The following is a 17,736-nucleotide window of genomic DNA, read 5'->3' on the forward strand; positions in this document are numbered from 1 at the left end:
TCAGTTGCCCCGGTCAGTTGCTGTGCGACGCCGCGGCTGCCACGCTCAGGTTTGCGATGGCCTGGCGGACCACGGCGAGGTCCTGGTCTCCGAGTCCTTGGCGCTTGAGTTCGTCGTATAAATCGATTGCCGCCGAAGCCATGGGGACGGCGGAGCCAACTGCTTCAGCGCTGGTGAGCACGAATCCCAAGTCCTTATGCATGAACTTGGCCGGCCCTGTCGGGGCATAGTCCTTGGCAGCCAGGCGGGGGCCTACGTTGTCCAGCACCCGACTTCCTGCCAGCCCTCCCGAGAGGACCTCGTAAAGCGCCACCACATCCATGCCAGAGCGTTCCGCGAGTTCGGCTGCTTCGGCAAGCGCCGCCGTCGTGGTTCCCACGATGAGTTGATTGCAGGCTTTGGCGAGCGACCCCGATCCCAGAGGACCCATGCGCCGCACGGTGGTCCCCATGGTTCCCAGGAGCGGCTCGAGCGCTTCGAACTGGCTTTCTGTCGCGCCCACCATGATGGCCAGGCTTCCCCTTTGTGCCCCGGAGGTGCCGCCGCTGACCGGCGCATCAACCACCGTGGCGTTGCCACCGGATGCCTGGTGAACAGTCTCGCCGAACAGCCGGACTGCGGTGGGTGAGACGCTGCTCATGATGACGACGGCGGTGCCCGGCTCGGGTGGATCGTTCCGCCATGACTCGAGCAATTCCGTGGCCGCTTCCTCAATGAAGGGCAGGTCAGGGAGCATGAAGATGATGGTGTTTTCGTTGCGCAGCTCTGCGACGCTGGCTGCGCGGCGGACGTCGGAGAGGTTCTCAAAAACGGTGTCTGAGCGGTTCCAGGCGGTGACGTTCCATCCTGCGCCGGCGATGTTGGAAGCCATGGGCGCGCCCATGAGTCCTAGGCCGACGAAGCCCACGCGTTTGCTGGTCACGGTAGGTAACACCTCACTTCTTTGTGGTCATCCAGGAGATTTCTGTTCAATATCCTAGCCTCCATTCAGTATGATGAACACCATGACGACTGACGAACTTACCATCGCCATCGCTGTGCCGCTCGAAGCAGAGCACGTAGAGCTGATCCGCGCTGTAGATCCCTCTGTAACCGTTTTATACGATCCCGAACTTCTTCCGCCGGAAAGGTTCCCCGCCGATCACGCTGGCGATCCGGAGTTCAAGCGCACGCCGGAGCAGGAGGAACGCTACTGGGCCATGCTTAATAGGGCCCAGGTCCTGTACGGCTTCCCTAACGAGAGCCCGGCCGGACTGGCGCGCATAGCCGACAGCAACCCCCACCTGCAATGGATCCACGCCATGGCGGCCGGAGCGGGTGGCGCCGTCAAGGCATCCGGCCTGGACACGGAAACCCTTCAAAAGTTCCGCGTGACGACATCCGCGGGTGTCCATGCGCTGCCCCTGGCAGAGTTCTCAGCCTTCGGCATCCTCAACGGGTTCAAGCGCAGCGCCGAAATGGCGCAGGACCAGGCCACCAAAAACTGGCCCGAGCTGAGGACGCCCACCAAGCTGGTCAACGGCTCCAAAGTGGTCATCGCAGGCCTCGGCGAGATTGGCATGGAGACTGCTCGAATCGCCCGGGCCTTGGGGATGAAGGTCAGTGGAACGAAGCGCACTGTGGAACCGATGGAGGGGATCGACGAGGTCACCACCAATGAGGGCCTCCCCGGCCTGCTGGCGGACGCCGACGCGGTGGTGAACACACTGCCCGGCACCCCATACACGGAGAAGCTGTTCAACAAGGACATTTTCTCCGCCATGAAGCCGGGAACCGTATTCGTCAACGTCGGCCGCGGCACCGTAGTGGATGAGGTCGCTTTGCTGGAAGCCCTGAACAACGGCCAGATCTCATACGCCTGCCTCGACGTATTCGCGGTGGAGCCACTTCCGCAGGACAGCCCTTTGTGGAATCATCCCAAAGTCCTGGTGTCACCGCACACCTCGGCATTAAGCACAGCGGAAAACCGGCTCATCACGGAACGCTTCTGCAGCAACCTGCGCACATTCCTGGACGGTGGCGAACTCCCCCACCTGGTTGATCCGGTCCACTTCTACTAGGCCGGAAACTACCATCCTGTGGCGTCAAACCACCTCTCGGACAACGTCTCGGTCATGGTCCTGACGTAGGTACTCGAGAGGTGGTTGTCGTCGAGGTAGACATACACGTTGCCAACGATGCCCGGGCATGAAGATCCGTCGCAGATCAGGTCCGTCATGTCCAGGATGGACAAACCCGTGAAAGTACCCTCCAACTGATCCAAGGGATTGCTTTCGGCAAGCACCGACGACTGGGCTGGACGGCAGCGTGGGTCCTCTACGCCTGACGCCATCGCACACTCACTCGGGCTGAATGAGAAGCGCGGGTTGTCCCTCATGGCGATGACCTCAATGCCCTGGTCAGTGATCTCGCCAACCAGTTCGTCAAGACCCCAAGTGAGGTCCTCATCCGGCGAGTCTGTAACTGCTGCCGTCCCAACAAGGAAGACAGCATCGGGCTGATGGATACGGATGTGTTCCCGGACGTTTCGGTTGAAGGCGTTGCATTCGTCCCCTACCTCGTCCGTTTCGGTCATGAACGGGCAGGCCCCGAACGTGATGGCCTGGACACGCCACTGGTGCTCCTTGGCCAGGGGGCCGATGGCTCCAAGCCACTGCAGCGAATGGGACTGACCCACCACAAAGACGGTCCTCTCGGCGTCAGCACCGACGTCGTTCTGCTGGCACTCTGCAAACAGCACCGGATCCGTTGGACGAAGATCTCCGGTACATGCGCCGTCGAGCCTTCCCCAATCTTCCGGCAGCTGCTCAGGGGTGGGCAGCGTCCGCGCGCCCTCGCTAACAAGGTCGACATATCCGGGTAGCAACGCCCGCGCCCCCGGGTTATCGTCGGCATTCTGCGAAGCGATAATGTTCTTCGCCATTTGTTGCTGGTATCCGAACTGCACCATCGGAGCGGCAGCGACCGCAAGACAAACAAATACAGCCAACGCCAGACGCCGGCGCTTGGCCTCCGGCCATCGCCATGCACGCAAGGGTTGCTCCACAAACCGGGTAGTGAGGAACGCCAACAGCAGCGACGCACCCACGATCAAGGTGCCGGTGATCGCATCTGCATGGTCTTGGCCGATCCACACCAAAGTAATCACCAACAGCGGCCAATGCCACAAGTAGAGCGCATAGGAGGTAGATCCCAGACCCACCAACAGCTTGGACGAAAGGATCCTGTCAACTCCGAAGCGGCTGCCCGATTGCCCCGCGACAATGACAGCCACGGCCGCAAGGGTCGGCCACAAAGCCACAAACCCAGGAAACGCGGTCTGCACCTGAAGAAGGGCGCCACAGCTCAGCATGGCGGCCACCCCTGCCCAGCCAAGCACGCTTCGCAGTCCCCGCCCGGGCCGAAGATACGGAAGCAACAGCGCCACCAGCGTGCCCAAGGCAAACTCCCACAACCGGGCAAAGGTATCGAAGTAGGCCAATTCCTGATTGGCCGCCGTGAAGTAGATCGAATACGCCAGCGATACTGCGAAGATCAGCCCGAAAACCCCAAGCAGCACGGCCCGGTACCGCAGATTCAGACGGCGGCACACCCAGGCCGTGGCAACGAAGATGGCCGGCCAGAGAATAAAGACCTGCCCCTGGATGGACAGCGACCAGAAATGCTGAAAAGGACTCGCCAAGCTATGGTCTGCCGCGTAGTAATTGACCACCTGGCGCTGGAGCAGCCAATTTTCGACGTAGAACAGCGAAGCCCATCCCTGGCTGACTATTTCGATCCAGCGTGTGCGGGGAATGAACACATACGTGGCCGCGAGAGTGCCAAGCAGGACCACGACGACGGCAGGCAGCAGCCGCCAGAACAGGTGCAGCCAGTGCCGCACCAGTGATACCGGCCGCGCGTCCTCGTAACGGCTGACGAATTGCAACGTCATCAGGAACGCCGAAATCAGCAGGAAGACGTCCACTCCACCGGAAACCCGGCCGAACCAAATGTGGTATGAAACGACCATGAGTACGGCCAAGGAACGCAGGCCTTGGATCTCAGGCCGAAACGTAGTCTTCCCTTCCCCGGCCCGGACCTGCCCGGTACTCTCCGGTGACGCAAGGCCCTTGGTTGCCGTCATCGACACGCTCCTCTTTCGCTGCACCAATTCTGCACTGCCACCGGCGAATTTCCACCACAGTCTGAGCCCCTCATTTTTGTGTTCAGTCGCAAAACAGCGCGGCACCCTCTTGAAGGAGGTGCCGCGCTGTTTTGAGTGTTCCTGGTGCAGGTGCTTCTGCGGAACCTACTTTGCGTCTTCGGTACTGACGAGGTCCCTGCCGGCCGTCTCAGGGGTAAAGAACGTGGTCACGAAGGAGATGAGCGCCAGGACCAGGGAGTAGATGGCCAGGACCAGCCATGATTGATTGGTCGCAGCCAGCAGGATTGCACCGAGCAGGGGGGCTACACCACCAGCCAGCACTGCAGAGATCTCCCGGCTCATGGCCACGCCGGTGAAGCGGTACTGCGAGCCGAACAATTCTGGAAGGAGGGGGCACTGGGGGCCAAGCATCGACTGGACGCCAATTGCGATTCCGACGCTCATAACCACCCATACAAGTGTGACATTGCCGAGTGTGACCAAGTAGAAGGCAGGAACCGCGATGATTGCCTGGAACAGTGCGCCGTAGCGGTAGACGGGGACGCGACCAAACCTGTCGGACAACGCACCGAACGTAACCACCAAAATGGCGGAGAAACCGGCAGCGATCAAAAGCCCCGTCGAGCCAATCTGCGTGTTGCCTACGAACCCGCCACCAGCAGGCATACTCAAGAATGACACCAGCAACGCGGAGTAGATTGAAGAGTTTCCGTTCTCGCCCATGCGTAGTCCAATACCCACAAGCACGTTCTTCTTGGAGTGCTTCCATAGCTCCCGGATGGGGCTTTTGACCACGTTCTTGTGCTTCTCCAACTCTTGGAAAGCTGGCGTTTCCTTCAGTTTGAGTCGAATCAGCACAGCGACCACAATCAGAACGAAACTTGCCAGGAACGGCACTCGCCAAAGCCAAGCGTGAACGGCTGTTTGGTCCGCCATCATGAGCACGGTAAAGGTGCCGGCTCCAAGGAGTGTGCCTAACTGAATGCCGACAAACGGCAATGAAGCGAAGAACCCACGACGGCGGCGCGGAGCCACTTCTGAAATCAGGGTGGTGGCGCCGGCCTGCTCGGCGCCGGCGCCGAGTCCCTGGATGATCCTCAGCGTAACCAGCAGAATCGCTCCGAGCATTCCTGCCTGCTCGAAGGTGGGCAGAAGGCCAATGGCAAAGCTTGCTGTTCCCATCAAAGCGATGGTGAGGATGAGGACCATTTTCCTTCCGAACCTGTCCCCGATGTAGCCGAAGATCAAACCGCCAAACGGACGGGCAGCAAAGCCAACGCCGTAGGTGGCGAACGACGCAATCAACGCACCGTCAGGGCCGAGCGGTGAAAAGAACAGCGGACCGAAGATCAGAGCTGAAGCCAAGCCGTAAAGGTAGAAGTCGTAGTACTCCAGCGCGGAGCCGACAGAGCTGGCCAGCGTAGCCCGCCGGAGCTGTTCCGGCTCAACTACAGCGTCCCCGGCCTCGGCCGCGAGCTTTTCATTTGCACGAGTTATCACAAGCACTCCCTCAAAATCACCCCGGGCCCCCGTTGGCCCAGCGAGATAGTGATGGCATCACCGCCAAGATCACTATAATGAACAGCGTACAGCTTGTTGAACGCACTGCCAAGGTTGTAATCAGATTTATTTAGCGCGTTTGAAAAGAACTAACCCATCGGGTTACCCAGGGAACGCGCCAATTCCTTAAGTTCCTTGACCATGAGGGCGCCCTGCTCCTCCGAGTAGGTGGCCTTAAGCGCTGTCACCGACAGGCCAAGGCTTGGGCCATGCGCCCCGTGGGTAGGGACCGGCACGGCCAGGCAGACTACGCCTACCGTGGACTCCTCATCCTCGAAGGCGTACCCCTGCTTGCGGATGGTGGAAATCTGGGCCTTGAGCTCCTCCGCAGTCTTGAGGGAGTTCGCGGTCATGGTGGGCAACTCCATGCCATCCGGGAACATCGCGTCGATATCGTGATCGTGAAGCTGTGCAATCAGGGCCTTGCCGACGCTGCAGAGCGAGACAGGCATCTTGTCGCCGATGTTGGACGTCAACCTGACCGCTGGATGGCCCTCGTACCGTGCCAAATAGATGACATGGTCGCCATCGAGCATCGCGATTCTCACAGTCTCTCCCGAGAGCGTAGGCGCTTGCTCGCAGTACTTGTAGAACTCCTGCACCTCGTCCAGGCGACTGAGGTATGCAGCTCCCAGTTCCACAAGCTTCCTCCCCAAGGCAAAGTCGGCACCTTGGCGGGTAATGAGCCGCGCTTCTTCCAGCGCCAATAGCAGGTTGGACGTGGAGGACTTGGGAATTCCGAGTTCACGCGAGAGATCGCTCAGCGTCAGTCGGCCCGTAGGCGACTCGGCCAGCACCTCCAACACGGCTGCAGCGCGGGTGACGGCAGGCGCCGGCGACGAAGCGCCCAGCCCTTCGGAACGGGAGGTGCGGGAATCGGCCATGATTCTCCTTCGACATCGCAATTCGGCTGTTCATTCTGCTGAACAATACTCATCATAGTGGAATGGGGGTGACTCGGCAGGGTGAGTTGCACCCCACACTGCGCCTCCGGTGAGACCGCACTTTCCAAACCCGAAAGTTCTCTGTATATTCATCTTCGAGCTCTCCACCGCGGCATCCCCCAATAGTCGTGGTGGAGAGCTCATCCATTTCCGGCGTCAGCCTAAGCAGCAGCGAGTTCCTCGCCCCGGAGGCGCCAGCCCCCACCAGTTCCGTCCCTCACCAGTTCCCAGGTAGCGATGGCGGACCGTGGGTTGCTCCCCAGGCGGACCTGGACCTGCCAGACTTCAATATCAACCCGCCCTTGCCCCCTGGGCATCCGGCGGGACAGCTCCCACCAGGCAACCCGCTCAAACCACCGCACTGGTTCCACCACCATGCGCCACTCCCGGCCGCCCCTCATGATGACCGCCGGGGCGCCTGGCTCAACTGTGACGATGTGTACGTGCTCCATGGAAGAAACCGTAGGGTGCAGGTCTGACATTCAAGATCGCGGGCAGCTGGAAGGAGGCAAACAAAAACCCCGCCCTCCAAGCCTTTCGACTTGAATGACGGGGTTTTCCTGGTGGGTCCTACCGGGATCGAACCGATGACATCCACGGTGTAAACGTGGCGCTCTACCAGCTGAGCTAAAGACCCAAACCGCGGCTTCCGTGCTTCGTAACTTCCTCCGCGCTTCAACCAACGAACAATGACTCTACATGATCAACCGCCCGAAACACCAATCGGCGCAGGAGCTTGTGGAAGATCCGGCAAGGAGCGCGCAAGGTAGTCCAATGCGCCGCTGACTCCCAGTTCCAATTTCACTTGAGCAAAGTCGTCGCCGCGGGTAGTTCCCCGGTTGATGATGACCACTGGTTTTCCCGATTTTGCGGCGTGGCGCACGAACCGCAGTCCGCTCTGAACCGTCAGCGACGATCCCGCTACCAAGAGGGCGTCCGCGTTATCCACCATCTCGTAGGCGCGGGCCACCCTATCCTTGGGGACGTTCTCACCGAAGTAGACAAAGTCCGGCTTCAACGTCCCACCGCAAATGGGACAGACCGCCATCACGAACGAGGTAATGAGCTCGTGGTCCTCAACTGTTGCGTCAGCGTCCGGAGCCATCTCTACTACACCGGACTCCAGTGCCGCCTCCAGGAAACCAGGATTGATTTCTTCAAGGATTGCTGCGATCAAGCGCCGGGTGAAGGTGTGTCCATTGCTGAGGCAAACCACCTGGTCGAATCGGCCGTGCAAGTCCACCACGTTGATGCTTCCGGCGTCCTCATGGAGCCTGTCAACATTTTGTGTAATGAGACCGGACAACAGGCCGCGACGTTCCAGAACCGCGACTGCCTTATGGCCGGCGTTAGGATCGGCATGCCTGAGGTGGGACCAACCGATGTGGTTCCGCGCCCAATAGCGCCGCCGGTTTGCCTCACTTCCCACGAACTCCTGGTAGGTCATGGGGTTCCGGGGCGCAGAACCGGGCCCACGGTAGTCAGGAATCCCTGAATCAGTGCTCAACCCGGCTCCGGTGAGTACAGCTAAGCGCTTCCCGCTTAGGAGATCCCCGGCAACTTCGAGCGCCTGCAACTCTTCGGGGTCAAGTTGCCCTACGGGCGCGGGTGGCATGCTGGCAAATCCAGTCATGCCGACTCCGGGCCTGGGATGGTTCATGACGGCTGGTCCGCCAAAGACGACAACGCCCGGCGATACTCGGCAAAGTCCCTCGCTTGGCCGCGGGGATTGACAACGACATAGCGGATGACACCTGTAGCGTCAATGATGAACGTCCCCCTTAGGGCCATTCCACTCGCTTCATCGAAGACGCCGTAGTCCCGTGCCACGGCCCCATGCGGCCAGAAGTCCGCCAAGAGGTCGAAGCCAAAGTTCTCATGCTCCGCGTAGGCCCGTTGTGCGAACTTACTATCTACGGACAGCGCCAGTACCGTGGCATTCGAATCCTTGAAGTCCGCGATGTTGTCGCGAATCTCACAGAGTTCGCCGGTGCAAATGCCGGAGAAAGCAAAGGGAAAGAACACGAGGACAACATTGCGGCCCCGGTAGTCCGCCAAACGGACAGGCTCGCCGTACTGATTCAGCAGTTCAAAATCCGGTGCAAGCTGCCCCGCTTCAGGAACGAGCACCTGGGCCGGAGCCTGTTGGACTGCTGTCACTTGTTCTTCTTGGGCACCAAACGCGTGGCGCTCCAGTCCTTTGAGACCCCTGCCGATGTAGTCAGGTGTAGTCCTGAAGTGGGGGCGGCATCCTGGATGTCTGCAGGAGAAACGTAGTTGTCACGGCCTGACTTTGGCGTCAGTACCCAAACAACCCCGCCTTCCTTCAGGTTGGTGAGCGAATCCATCAGGGCATCAACAAGGTCACCGTCGCCATCCCGCCACCAGAAAACAACAGCATCCACGACGTCATGATCATCTTCATCCAACAACTCGGAGCCTGTGACATCTTCGATGTCGTCACGCAAGTCGAAATCGACGTCGTCGTCGTAGCCGCGTTCCTGAATCAGATCCCCATCTTTGAAACCCATTCTTTCCGCCACATTTACCGATGTGGCGGCGTCGGCCTCGCTCACGTTTCCTCCTTTTGCAGTGACTTCCATTACTAACAGCCAACACCCTTTGGGCGTGTGCTTCAAGCTATTGTCCCAGCCAGCGGCCATATTCCGCATTCCACACGGTGTTTCGACGCCAAGAGGATTGCGTGCTTTGCGTCACGGAGGCCGCGGGAGTGTGACATACAACGCCCCCAGGCGCCCACGGCTACGCATCGCGACGCCGCGAAAGCTAGAGTGGCCATGAGCGCTACGGCTGCAGGGCGACCGCCCCGAGAAGTTCCACAGGCAGCCAAGCGCTCACAAGACCTGCCCGGCGCATCCGACCGGGCTGTTGAAACAGAGATGTCGCACACGACGCGTTCACGACGGGCAGTTACCCTGCCGGACTTGAGGCGCCGATGCATGCGCCTAAAGGAAGGTTGGACGTGGCTGCAGGAGAAGAGACCTCACACATCCTCAGCGGGTTGACTGCCCAGCTGCCTGATCGTGATCCGGAAGAGACCGCGGAGTGGATTGAGTCCCTTGATGCGTTGATCGCGGAGCAGGGTACCGAGCGTGCCCAGTACATTATGCGTTCGTTGCTCCAGCGTGCTGGCGCGAGGTCGGTGGGTGTGCCGATGGTGACGACCACTGATTATGTGAACACGATCCCGGTGGACCAGGAAGCGCCGTTCCCGGGGAACGAGGAGTTCGAGCGCCGGTACCGGGCGTACATGCGGTGGAATGCCGCGGTGATGGTCCACCGTGCGCAGCGTTCCGATATTGGTGTCGGCGGGCACATTTCCACCTATGCCGGTGCTGCGACGTTGTATGAGGTGGGTTTCAACCACTTCTTCCGCGGCAAGGACCACCCTTCGGGCGGGGATCAGGTGTTCTTCCAGGGCCACGCCTCGCCGGGCATGTACGCGAGGGCGTTCATGGAAGGCCGCCTCACGGAAGAGGATCTGGACGGGTTCCGTCAGGAAAAGTCCAAGGCCGGTCATGCCCTGTCCTCCTACCCGCACCCGCGCCTGATGCCGGATTTCTGGGAGTTCCCGACCGTGTCGATGGGTATCGGCCCGATGAACGCGATCTACCAGGCCCAGTCCAACCGGTACCTGCAGAACCGTGGCATCAAAGACACCTCCGATCAGCAGGTCTGGGCGTTCCTGGGCGACGGGGAAATGGACGAGCCCGAGTCCCGTGGCCTGCTCCAGCTCGCCGCGAACGAGAACCTGGACAACCTGAACTTCGTGATCAACTGCAACCTCCAGCGCCTGGACGGACCGGTCCGCGGTAACGGCAAGATCATGCAGGAACTCGAGGCGTTCTTCCGCGGTGCGGGCTGGAACGTGATCAAGGTCGTCTGGGGCCGTGAGTGGGACTCCCTCCTGGAAGCCGATAAGGACGGGGCGTTGGTGAAGATCATGAACGAAACCCCCGATGGTGACTACCAAACCTACAAGGCCGAGTCCGGCGGGTTCGTGAGGGAACACTTCTTCGGTAAGTCCCCGCAGACCAAGGACATGGTCGCGGACCTGGACGACGAACAGATCTGGGGCCTCAAACGCGGCGGTCACGACTACCGCAAGGTCTACGCTGCGTACAAGGCAGCGACCGAGTTCAAGGGCAAACCCACCGTGATCCTGGCCAAAACGGTCAAGGGCTACGGCCTGGGCCCGCACTTCGAAGGCCGCAACGCCACCCACCAGATGAAGAAACTGACCATGGAAGACCTCAAAGCCTTCCGTGACCACCTCCGCATCCCGATCAGCGATGACCAGCTCGACGCTGACCTTTACCGGCCCCCGTACTACCACCCCGGCATGGACGCCCCGGAAATCAAATACCTGATGGAACGCCGCGCCGAACTCGGCGGGTTCGTGCCCGAACGACGCCGCACCCACACCCCCGTCACCCTGCCCGAGGCGAAATCCTACGAAGTCGCCAAACGCGGGTCCGGGAAACAACAAGCCGCCACCACCATGGCCTTCGTCCGTTTGTTGAAGGACCTCATGCGGGATAAGAACTTCGGTGCCCGGTTCGTGCCCGTCGTCCCCGACGAATCCCGGACCTTCGGCATGGACGCGTTCTTCCCGACCGCGAAAATCTACAACCCCAAAGGCCAGAACTACCTCTCCGTGGACCGCGACCTCGTCCTGGCCTACAAAGAATCCCCCGCCGGCCAACTGATCCACCCCGGCATCAACGAAGCCGGCGCCGTCGCAGCGTTCACCGCCGCCGGCACCGCGTACGCCACCCACGGCGAACCCCTGGTCCCGATCTACGTGTTCTACTCCATGTTCGGCTTCCAACGCACCGGCGATTCCTTCTGGGCCGCCGCGGACCAAATGACCCGCGGCTTCATCATCGGCGCCACCGCAGGACGAACCACCCTCACCGGCGAAGGACTCCAACACGCCGACGGGCACTCCCCCATCCTGGCCTCCACCAACCCCGCCGTGAAAACCTACGACCCCGCCTACGGCTACGAAATCGGCCACATCATCCGCCACGGCCTCGAAGAAATGTACGGCGAGAACAACACTGACGGCACCGGTGAAGACCGTAACGTGATGTACTACCTCACCGTCTACAACGAACCCATCACCCAACCCGCCGAACCCGAAAACCTCGACATCGACGGGCTCCTCAAAGGCATCTACCGCCTCGCCCCCGCCCCCGCAGCGGACGGCACCACCGGGAACCGGCCCACCGCGACCATCCTCGCCTCCGGCGTCTCCGTACCCTGGGCCCTCGAAGCCCAACGGATCCTCGCCGAAGACTGGAACGTCGCCGCCGACATCTACTCCGTAACCTCCTGGAACGAACTCCGACGCGACGGACTCGCCGCCGAAGAACACGCCTTCCTGAACCCCGGCCAACCCGCCCGCACCCCGTTCATCACCGAACAACTCGCCGGCACCACCGGACCCGTCATCGCCGTGTCCGACTACATGAAAGCCGTCCCCGACCAAATCCGCCAATTCATCCCCAACGACTTCGCCTCCCTCGGAGCAGACGGCTTTGGCTTCTCCGACACCCGCCAAGCCGCACGCCGCTACTTCAAAAACGACACCCACTCCATCGTCGCCAAAACCCTCCAACTCCTCGCCGCCAAGGGAGAAGTTGAAGCAGGTGCGCTGGAAAAGGCGATCGAAAAGTACCGGCTTCTGGATGTGAACGCCGGCACCACCGGCGGAGCAGGCGGCGACGCCTAACTGTTCGTCGGGTAATTCGCGAAAAATCAGCGACAGCAATATCCGCGACGGCGGCTTTCACCGAAAGGTGGGGGCCGCCGTCGGGCGTTAAGCGCGTTGGGACATGCGTGCCAAGGACGTGACCAGCAACAACACGAGTTGTAGCCTTCTCACAAATGGAGCTTGCCCGTGATGGGCCGTATGCTCGTTCCATGGCAGAGCCGAGCAAAACAACCACCAAACGCAAGGCAGCACCCCAGGCATTGTCACCCGAAAAGGCTGAAACCCTGCGGCAACTCCGCGCCAACGTGGGCCAGCTGTCCACCAGCACCATGCGGCAGCTCGAGAAATCACTGCCCTGGTATGGCCGCCTGAGCTCCGATGAACGCTCGGCCTTGGGCCTGGTGGCCCAGAACGGCATCGCAGCCTTCGTGACCTGGTACGAGCGGCCCAGTTCGCCGTCGTGGATCCTCACGGACGTCTTTGGCAACGCCCCCACGGAACTGACCCGTTCCATCAGCCTGCAAAAGGCCCTGCAACTGATCCGCATCGTGGTGGAAGTGGTGGAGGACCAGGTGCCCGTGATCGCCCCTGAATCGGACCAGCCATCACTCCGGGAAGCCGTACTGCGCTATTCGAGGGAGGTGGCCTTCGCAGCCGCTGATGTTTATGCGCGGGCTGCTGAATCCCGCGGCTCCTGGGACACACGCCTGGAGGCGTTGATCGTTGACGCCATTTTGCGAGGCGAGAATACCGATGCCCTAAGGTCCAGGATCGCGGCCCTTGGCTGGAAAGCGCAGGAGCGATTCACCGTAATGGTGGGAAATTCGCCGTCGGAGCCTAGCGCCAGCTATGTCAGTGAACTTCGCCGTACGGCCGGGCGCTTCGCCGAGGACGCACTGGTGGGAATCCAGGGCGACCGGCTCATACTGATCCTTGGCGGAGTGCAAGACCGAGACACAGCCTACGTCAAACTCAGCGAGCTCTTTGCGCCGGGGGCTGTGGTTTACGGCCCGGAAGCAGGCTCCTTGCTTGAGGCGAGCAGCTCCGCCCAGGCGGCGTTCGCAGGGTTGACCGCAGCCCGTGCGTGGCCTTCCGCGCCTCGGCCTGTTGCTGCAGACGACCTCCTCCCCGAGCGCGTCGTTTCCGGTGATGACGCCGCGCGAAGGTCATTGATCAAGAACATTTACAGGCCCCTGCTCGCGGCCTCAAACGGGCTCGTGGAGACCTTGGGCACGTACTTGGAGCTCGGTCACTCACTGGAAGCCACGGCGCGCGAACTATTCGTCCATGCCAACACCGTGCGCTACCGTTTGAAGCGCGTCTGCGATGTGACAGGCTGGGATCCGCTCCTCCCCAGGGAGGCGTTTGTGCTGCAAACGGCGCTGGTGGTGGGCCGCCTTTCAGCCCAACCAAAAGCCGCTGCCGAACGTCATGCGTCACGTTCCCAGAACTGAACCGTTGTAGACTTCCTACAAACTGACCCAGTGAGCTTGGTGTACCAAAACACCAGTGGATCACGTGGCAATTTGGAAAGCTGGATACGTGCTTGCAATCGTCTGCCCTGGACAGGGCTCCCAGACCCCCGGATTTTTGGCCCCTTGGCTGGAACTCCCCTCCGTCGAAGGCCAATTGGCCGCACTGAGCGAAATCGCAGGCATTGACCTCAAGGCCCACGGAACCATCTCGGATGAAGAGACCATCAAAGACACTGCCGTGGCGCAGCCATTGATCGTTGCCGCCGGCCTGGTTGCTGCCAAGTCCTTGTTCGATGTCGAACTCAGCACCCTTCCCGTCATCCTCGCCGGGCACTCCGTGGGCGAAATCACGGCTTCAGCCCTCGCAGGCGTCCTCACGGAGTCTGAGGCAATGAGCTTCGTTCGGGAGCGCGCCAACAGCATGGCCGCAGCAGCCGCCGTGACTCCCACGGGCATGAGCGCCGTGGTAGGAGGAGACCCCGCCGAGGTCTTGGCAGCCATTACTGCCGCGGGCGCGACACCCGCCAATGTCAACGGAGCCGGACAAACAGTAGCCGCAGGCACCTTCGAGCAACTCAAGGCCTTGGCGGACAACCCGCCAGCGAAGGCCCGCGTCATACCCCTCAAGGTGGCCGGTGCTTTCCATACTTCCCACATGGCACCGGCAGTCAGCGCCCTTGAGGCCCTGAAGCCGTCCCTGTCGCCGCAAAACCCGGCAGTTCCGCTGTTGTCGAACTACGATGGCAAGGAGGTCACAGCGGGGCCTGCCGCCGTCGAAAGCCTGATCGCACAAGTTTCACGCCCGGTCCGCTGGGATCAGTGCATGGAAACCCTCGTTGAACGGGGTGTCACCGGTGTGATCGAACTTGCCCCTGCCGGCACGCTCGCAGGGCTCGCCAAGCGCGGCATGCCCGGCGTCAAGACGGTTGCTGTCAAAACCCCGGAGGATCTCTCCGCGGCTCTCGCACTCTTTGCTGAATTGGAGGGGCAGGCATGAGCACTCCAGTACTCAACAAATCTGCTGTCAACGAGAACGCACGCATCCTGGGCATCGGCGCCTACCGACCGGACGTCATCGTCACCAACGACGACGTGTGCCAGTGGATTGACTCCTCTGACGAGTGGATCCGCCAGCGCACCGGCATCATCACCCGTCATCGTGCAGCCGCGGATGTCAGCGTGATCGACATGGCAGAAGGCGCCGCACGCGAGGCGCTCAAGCAGGCGGGAATTGAACCGTCCCAGCTGGGCGCCGTCATCGTGTCCACCGTGACACACCCCTACGCGACTCCTTCCGCTGCCGCGGCGCTTACCGACCGATTGGGCGCGACGCCGGCCCCGGCCTTCGACATCTCGGCCGCCTGCGCAGGGTACTGCTACGGCGTGGCCCAAGCTGATGCCCTTGTCCGTTCCGGCGCTGCCGAGTACGTGCTCGTGGTCGGCGCTGAAAAACTCTCAGACGTCATTGACAACCACGAGCGCACCATCTCTTTCCTCCTCGGCGATGGCGCCGGCGCTGTGGTGGTCGGCCCGTCCGACACTCCTGGCATCGGACCTTCCGTCTGGGGCTCGGACGGCAGCAAGTGGGACGCCATCGGCATGACCCACTCCCTTGAGGACGTTAAGAAGCTGGGCGAATCCGCGCGGCACTCCGACGAAATTGACGATCCCGCCATTCTTTCGGCAACCCAGGATGTTTGGCCCACCCTGCGGCAAGACGGCCAGACAGTATTCCGCTGGGCCGTCTGGGAGATGGCCAAGGTAGCCCAGCAGGCCTTGGATGCCGCCGGCATCGAGGCCAGCGACCTCGCTGCCTTCGTTCCCCACCAGGCGAACATGCGCATCATCGACGAGATGGTGAAGAAGCTCAAGCTTCCCGAATCCGTTGTCATCGGCCGTGACATCGCCCAAGCGGGCAACACTTCCGCGGCTTCCATCCCACTGGCAACGCACCGCTTGCTTCAGGAAAACCCTGAGCTGAGCGGCGGCCTGGCCCTGCAGATCGGTTTCGGCGCCGGACTGGTCTTCGGCGCCCAGGTAGTGGTTCTGCCGTAGATCGGGACTCGTCCCGGCTGCCATCAGCAACTGAATACGACTTACAAACCCAAGCCGCAACCCGCGGTTTGCCCCCCTTTCCGGCAGCAGCCGGTACAACAAGAAAAGGAGCCAATCATGGCTAGCAACGAAGAGATCCTGGCCGGCCTGGCTGAAATCGTCAACGAAGAAACAGGCCTTGCAACCGAAGCCGTTGAGCTGGACAAGTCCTTCACCGAGGACCTGGACATCGACTCCATCTCGATGATGACCATCGTCGTCAACGCTGAAGAGAAGTTCGGCGTTCGCATCCCGGACGAAGAGGTCAAGAACCTCAAGACCGTCGGCGACGCCGTCAGCTTCATCGCCAACGCACAGGCCTAGTCCTGACACCAGCTGTGCCGGGCCAGGATTCCGATCCTTGCGCCCGGCACAGCCGCAGTAACACCCATAGATTTTCTTGCCTCCCCCTGTGAACCGCGCATGCGGGACGGCTATCCGACAGAGAGTGATCGCATGGCACGCAAAGTAGTCATAACCGGTCTGGGGGCCACCACTCCCATCGGCGGCGACGTACCCACAATGTGGCAAAACGCGCTGAAAGGGGTCTCCGGCGCCCGCACGCTCGGTGACGAGTGGGTGGCCAAGTACGACCTCCCCGTCCACTTTGCTGCCCGGTGCTCGACGCCGGCACTTGAGGTCCTGAGCCGCGTTGAGGCAAAGCGCATGGACCCCTCCACGCAGTTTGGTGTCATTGCAGCCCGTGAGGCTTGGGCCGACTCGGGGATTGAAGAAATCGACCACGACCGCCTCGCCGTGGCATTCGCCACTGGCATCGGCGGTGTCTGGACTCTCCTCGATGCTTGGGACACGCTCAGGGACAAGGGCCCCCGCAGGGTCCTGCCGATGACCGTCCCCATGCTCATGCCCAACGGTGTGGCAGCGGCAGTCAGCCTCGACCTCGGCGCCCGGGCCGGCGCGCACACTCCCGTCTCGGCCTGCGCTTCCGGAACCGAGGCCCTCCACCTTGGCTTGGACCTGATCCGGTCCGGCAAAGCAGACGTTGTGGTTTGCGGTGGCGCTGAAGCTGCCATCCACCCGATGCCGCTGGCCGCCTTCTCTTCCATGCAGGCCTTGTCCCGCCGCAATGACGAGCCGGAGCGCGCCTCGCGCCCCTACGACATTGATCGCGACGGTTTCGTCATGGGCGAAGGTGCCGGTGCGTTGGTACTGGAAGCCGAGGAGCACGCCATCGCCCGCGGCGCGCGCATTTATGCCGAGCTCGCCGGAACGTCCGTGACAGCAGACGCTTACCACATCACAGCACCGGACCCTGAGGGTCTGGGCGCCACCCGAGCACTGAAGGCTGCCATGTTCGATGGGCGGATCCAGGCGGAGGACGTAGTCCACGTCAACGCGCACGCCACCTCGACTCCTGTAGGCGACAAGCCCGAGTACACGGCTCTGCGCGCCGCTCTGGGGACCCACGTAGACAACGTGGCGGTCTCCGCCACCAAGTCGCAAATGGGCCACCTCCTGGGCGCCTCAGGGGCTGTTGAAGCTGTACTGACCGTCCTGGCCGTCTACGAGCGCAAAGCACCAGTCACCATCAACCTCGAAAACCAGGATCCAGAGATCCCCCTCGATGTTGTGACGTCCGTCCGTGACTTGCCCAGTGGCGACATCGTGGCACTAAGCAACTCCTTCGGCTTCGGCGGTCACAATGCCGTCATCGCTGTCCGGAACGTCTAGGTCCGCTTTTATACCGCTGTCCAATGGGACATGAGAAGGGCCCCACCAGCAGGTGGGGCCCTTCTCATTGCTATGGAAGACGCT

Annotated in this window: 15 protein-coding genes and 1 tRNA gene; 7 read left to right on the forward strand and 9 right to left on the reverse strand. The window is 61.5% G+C overall.

All coding sequences use genetic code 11. From position 1 onward, the window contains the following. Window positions 1-13: 13 nt before the first annotated feature. Window positions 14-922: an NAD(P)-dependent oxidoreductase gene (locus tag ACIQTW_RS02390; protein ID WP_402933303.1), complete on the reverse strand. Its 909-nt coding sequence runs from the start codon at window positions 920-922 to the stop codon at window positions 14-16. Window positions 923-992: 70 nt separating this feature from the next. Here ACIQTW_RS02390 and ACIQTW_RS02395 point away from each other — a divergent pair, with 70 nt between their 5' ends. After that, window positions 993-2,060: a D-2-hydroxyacid dehydrogenase gene (locus ACIQTW_RS02395; protein WP_402933306.1), complete on the forward strand. Its 1,068-nt coding sequence runs from the start codon at window positions 993-995 to the stop codon at window positions 2,058-2,060. A gap of 8 nt (window positions 2,061-2,068) precedes the next feature. On the opposite strand, the gene ACIQTW_RS02400 is transcribed toward ACIQTW_RS02395, so the two are convergent. The 8 genes from ACIQTW_RS02400 to ACIQTW_RS02435 form a co-directional block, all read right to left on the reverse strand. Beyond that, complete coding sequence (locus tag ACIQTW_RS02400) at window positions 2,069-4,126, reverse strand: acyltransferase family protein (protein WP_402933309.1); 2,058 nt, start codon at window positions 4,124-4,126, stop codon at window positions 2,069-2,071. A gap of 165 nt (window positions 4,127-4,291) precedes the next feature. Next, window positions 4,292-5,653, reverse strand: a complete 1,362-nt coding sequence (locus tag ACIQTW_RS02405; protein WP_091468062.1) for an MFS transporter — start codon at window positions 5,651-5,653, stop codon at window positions 4,292-4,294. A 143-nt stretch (window positions 5,654-5,796) separates the two neighbouring features. Further along, a complete protein-coding gene (locus tag ACIQTW_RS02410; protein WP_091468065.1) occupies window positions 5,797-6,591 on the reverse strand; it encodes an IclR family transcriptional regulator in 795 nt (264 codons plus the stop codon). Window positions 6,592-6,812: 221 nt separating this feature from the next. Then, complete coding sequence (locus ACIQTW_RS02415) at window positions 6,813-7,103, reverse strand: hypothetical protein (protein ID WP_402933314.1); 291 nt, start codon at window positions 7,101-7,103, stop codon at window positions 6,813-6,815. Between the two features lie 109 nt (window positions 7,104-7,212). After that, window positions 7,213-7,288: transfer RNA gene (locus ACIQTW_RS02420), tRNA-Val, on the reverse strand. Window positions 7,289-7,354: 66 nt separating this feature from the next. Next, complete coding sequence (locus ACIQTW_RS02425; RefSeq protein WP_402933317.1) at window positions 7,355-8,311, reverse strand: NAD-dependent protein deacetylase; 957 nt, start codon at window positions 8,309-8,311, stop codon at window positions 7,355-7,357. Further along, window positions 8,308-8,811 carry a peroxiredoxin gene (locus ACIQTW_RS02430; protein ID WP_402933320.1) on the reverse strand — a complete coding sequence of 168 codons (504 nt, stop codon included), beginning with the start codon at window positions 8,809-8,811 and terminating at the stop codon, window positions 8,308-8,310. Before ACIQTW_RS02430 ends, ACIQTW_RS02425 begins: the two co-directional genes overlap by 4 nt. Further along, complete coding sequence (locus ACIQTW_RS02435; protein ID WP_026005795.1) at window positions 8,808-9,227, reverse strand: DUF3052 domain-containing protein; 420 nt, start codon at window positions 9,225-9,227, stop codon at window positions 8,808-8,810. The genes ACIQTW_RS02430 and ACIQTW_RS02435 overlap by 4 nt, the downstream gene beginning before the upstream one ends. A gap of 380 nt (window positions 9,228-9,607) precedes the next feature. On the opposite strand from ACIQTW_RS02435, the gene aceE reads away from it, so the two are divergent. The 6 genes from aceE (at window position 9,608) to ACIQTW_RS02465 (ending at window position 17,652) form a co-directional block, all read left to right on the forward strand. After that, window positions 9,608-12,409 carry a pyruvate dehydrogenase (acetyl-transferring), homodimeric type gene (aceE, locus tag ACIQTW_RS02440; RefSeq protein WP_402933324.1) on the forward strand — a complete coding sequence of 934 codons (2,802 nt, stop codon included), beginning with the start codon at window positions 9,608-9,610 and terminating at the stop codon, window positions 12,407-12,409. A gap of 191 nt (window positions 12,410-12,600) precedes the next feature. Next, a complete protein-coding gene (locus ACIQTW_RS02445; protein ID WP_017199662.1) occupies window positions 12,601-13,845 on the forward strand; it encodes a CdaR family transcriptional regulator in 1,245 nt (414 codons plus the stop codon). A gap of 88 nt (window positions 13,846-13,933) precedes the next feature. Continuing rightward, window positions 13,934-14,863 carry an ACP S-malonyltransferase gene (locus tag ACIQTW_RS02450; protein WP_402933328.1) on the forward strand — a complete coding sequence of 310 codons (930 nt, stop codon included), beginning with the start codon at window positions 13,934-13,936 and terminating at the stop codon, window positions 14,861-14,863. Next, the gene (locus ACIQTW_RS02455; protein ID WP_402933331.1) at window positions 14,860-15,921 is read left to right on the forward strand and encodes a beta-ketoacyl-ACP synthase III; all 1,062 of its coding nucleotides are present in this window, start codon (window positions 14,860-14,862) and stop codon (window positions 15,919-15,921) included. The genes ACIQTW_RS02450 and ACIQTW_RS02455 overlap by 4 nt, the downstream gene beginning before the upstream one ends. Before the next feature lie 117 nt (window positions 15,922-16,038). Next, on the forward strand, window positions 16,039-16,284 hold the full coding sequence (locus tag ACIQTW_RS02460) for an acyl carrier protein (protein WP_011692310.1): 246 nt from the start codon (window positions 16,039-16,041) through the stop codon (window positions 16,282-16,284). 132 nt (window positions 16,285-16,416) lie between these two features. After that, window positions 16,417-17,652, forward strand: coding sequence for a beta-ketoacyl-[acyl-carrier-protein] synthase family protein (locus ACIQTW_RS02465; RefSeq protein ID WP_402933334.1), 1,236 nt, complete (start codon window positions 16,417-16,419; stop codon window positions 17,650-17,652). Window positions 17,653-17,736 lie beyond the last annotated feature (84 nt).

The organism is Paenarthrobacter sp. NPDC090517 (assembly GCF_044769165.1).
Lineage (GTDB): Bacteria > Actinomycetota > Actinomycetes > Actinomycetales > Micrococcaceae > Arthrobacter.

Coding starts and splice junctions, on each gene's coding strand:
- ACIQTW_RS02395 (WP_402933306.1), top strand. CDS start 993: ATGATGAACACCATGACGACTGACGAACTTACCATCGCCATCGCTGTG.
- ACIQTW_RS02400 (WP_402933309.1), bottom strand. CDS start 4,126: ATGACGGCAACCAAGGGCCTTGCGTCACCGGAGAGTACCGGGCAGGTC.
- ACIQTW_RS02410 (WP_091468065.1), bottom strand. CDS start 6,591: ATGGCCGATTCCCGCACCTCCCGTTCCGAAGGGCTGGGCGCTTCGTCG.
- ACIQTW_RS02415 (WP_402933314.1), bottom strand. CDS start 7,103: ATGGAGCACGTACACATCGTCACAGTTGAGCCAGGCGCCCCGGCGGTC.
- ACIQTW_RS02425 (WP_402933317.1), bottom strand. CDS start 8,311: ATGAACCATCCCAGGCCCGGAGTCGGCATGACTGGATTTGCCAGCATG.
- aceE (WP_402933324.1), top strand. CDS start 9,608: ATGCATGCGCCTAAAGGAAGGTTGGACGTGGCTGCAGGAGAAGAGACC.
- ACIQTW_RS02445 (WP_017199662.1), top strand. CDS start 12,601: ATGGCAGAGCCGAGCAAAACAACCACCAAACGCAAGGCAGCACCCCAG.
- ACIQTW_RS02455 (WP_402933331.1), top strand. CDS start 14,860: ATGAGCACTCCAGTACTCAACAAATCTGCTGTCAACGAGAACGCACGC.
- ACIQTW_RS02460 (WP_011692310.1), top strand. CDS start 16,039: ATGGCTAGCAACGAAGAGATCCTGGCCGGCCTGGCTGAAATCGTCAAC.
- ACIQTW_RS02465 (WP_402933334.1), top strand. CDS start 16,417: ATGGCACGCAAAGTAGTCATAACCGGTCTGGGGGCCACCACTCCCATC.